Annotated in this window: 2 protein-coding genes; both read left to right on the forward strand. The window is 68.7% G+C overall.

The features are described 5' to 3' along the window. Positions 1–111: 111 nt before the first annotated feature. A complete protein-coding gene (locus FPZ47_RS27195) occupies positions 112–867 on the forward strand; it encodes a phosphoglyceromutase (RefSeq protein ID WP_144955550.1) in 756 nt (251 codons plus the stop codon). A 150-nt stretch (positions 868–1,017) separates the two neighbouring features. Continuing rightward, positions 1,018–2,250 (forward strand): sensor histidine kinase, encoded by a 1,233-nt coding sequence (locus FPZ47_RS27200; RefSeq protein WP_144955553.1) that lies wholly within the window; start codon positions 1,018–1,020, stop codon positions 2,248–2,250. Positions 2,251–2,374 lie beyond the last annotated feature (124 nt).

The following is a 2,374-nucleotide window of genomic DNA, read 5'->3' on the forward strand; positions in this document are numbered from 1 at the left end:
AAGGATCGACGAGGACGACGATGCAGAGCGCGAAGCGCGATGAGGAGGAGTCGAGCAAGGATCGACGAGGACGACGACGGGGACCGCCCGCGCCCGTGAGATGCTAGGCCGATGCAACTACGAAACCCGGGCACGCTGGTGCTGTTGCGTCACGGTGAAAGCGAGTGGAACGCCAGCAACCAGTTCACGGGTTGGGTCGACGTCGGGCTGACCGACAAGGGGTGGGCCGAAGCGGTCCGCAGCGGCCAGTTGCTGGTCGAGCACGACTTGTTGCCCGACGTGGTGTACACCTCGCTGCTGCGGCGCGCGATCAGCACGGCGAACGTCGCGCTGGAGACCGCCGACCGGCTGTGGATTCCGGTGCGGCGCAGCTGGCGGCTCAACGAACGCCACTACGGTGCGCTGCAGGGGCTCGACAAAACCGACATCAAGGAGCGCTACGGCGAGGAGCAGTTCATGGCGTGGCGGCGCAGCTATGACACCCCGCCGCCGCCGATCGAGAAGGGCAGCGAGTTCAGCCAGGACGCCGACCCGCGTTACGCCGACCTCGGCGGCGGGCCGCTGACCGAGTGCCTGGCCGACGTGGTGGTCCGTTTCCTGCCGTATTTCACCGACGTCATCGTCCCGGATCTGCGCAGCGGCAAAACGGTGCTGGTCGTCGCGCACGGCAACTCGCTGCGCGCCATGATCAAGCACCTCGACCGGATGTCGGACGAGGAGATCGTCGGACTGAACATCCCCACCGGCATCCCGCTGCGCTACGACCTGGACGCGCAGCTGCGGCCGGTGGTTCCCGGCGGAACCTACCTCGACCCGGATGCCGCCGCCGCCGGCGCCGCGGCGGTTGCCGGGCAGGGCCGCGCGTAGCCCGCTGCTGGGTGCGCGGGGCCCCAAAACCCCGGTTTGCCAAACATCACGTGAACGGCAGCCGAATACCTGTTGCGTAGCCTGTGACTTGTCCGATTTTGGCTTCATTCCGCTAGGGCTGCGTTCAGGAGGATTTGTAGGATTTTCCATGTGACGGTGTTCTCGGCAGTGTTGCTGGCCGGGGTCTTGTCGGTGCTGGCGCTGGCCGTAGGTGTTGCGGCCGGCGTTCGGGTGTCGTCGCGGCTGGCCCAGCGTCGGCAGCAGGCGGCCGCCGAGTCCACCGGGATCACCGTCGCTCAGATGCTGCAGCGAATCGTCGGACTGATGCCGTTGGGCGCCGCGGTGGTGGACTGCCATCGCGACGTCGTCTACCGCAACGAACGGGCCAAGGAGCTGGGCCTGGTGCGCGAGCGGCAGCTCGACGACCAGGCCTGGCAGGCCGCGCAGCAGGCGCTGGACGGCGACGACGTCGAGTTCGACCTGCGGCCGGCGAAACGCGCGCCCGGCCGGTCGGGGTTATCGGTGCACGGGCACGCCCGGCTGTTGAGCGAGGAGGACCGCCGGTTCGCGGTGGTCTTCGTCCACGACCAGTCCGACTACGCCCGCATGGAGGCGACCCGGCGTGACTTCGTGGCCAACGTCAGCCACGAGCTCAAGACCCCGGTCGGAGCGATGACCCTGCTCGCCGAGGCGCTGCTGGCGTCGGCCGATGACTCCGAGACCGTCCGCCGGTTCGCCGAGAAGGTGCTCATCGAGGCCAACCGGCTCGGCGACATGGTCGCCGAACTCATCGAGTTGTCCCGGCTGCAGGGCGCCGAGCGGCTGCCGAACGTGACCCCCATCGACGTCGACACCGTCGTCTCCGAGGCGATCTCGCGCCACAAGGTGGCCGCCGACAACGCCGACATCGAGGTCCGCACCGATTCGCCCAGCGGCCTGCAGGTGCTCGGGGACCAGACGCTGCTGGTCACCGCGCTGGCCAACCTGGTGTCCAACGCGATCGCCTACTCCCCGAAGGGGTCGCAGGTCTCGATCAGCCGCCGCCGCCGCGGGGAGAACGTCGAGATCGCCGTCACCGACCGCGGCATCGGGATAGCGCTGGAAGACCAGGAGCGGGTCTTCGAGCGGTTCTTCCGCGGCGACAAGGCGCGCTCGCGGGCCACCGGCGGCAGCGGGCTGGGCCTGGCGATCGTCAAGCACGTCGCGGCCAACCACAACGGCAGCATCGGCGTGTGGAGCAAGCCGGGCACCGGGTCGACGTTCACGCTGTCCATCCCGGCCGCCCTGCCGTCCCAGCCGGACGACGAGGGTGAACTCGAGCAACCACGGGGTCGTGACGTGCGGCCCGGCCGGTCCCAAAGAGAGGAAGAACTGAGTCGATGACCCGCGCCGATGACGATGCAGAGCGCAGCGATGAGGAGGAATGGCGCCGATGACCCGCGCCGATGACGATGCAGAGCGCAGCGATGAGGAGGAATGGCGCCGATGACCCGCGCCGATGACGATG

The organism is Mycobacterium helveticum, assembly GCF_007714205.1.
Taxonomy (GTDB): Bacteria; Actinomycetota; Actinomycetes; order Mycobacteriales; family Mycobacteriaceae; genus Mycobacterium; species Mycobacterium helveticum.

Coding starts and splice junctions, on each gene's coding strand:
- FPZ47_RS27195 (WP_144955550.1), top strand. CDS start 112: ATGCAACTACGAAACCCGGGCACGCTGGTGCTGTTGCGTCACGGTGAA.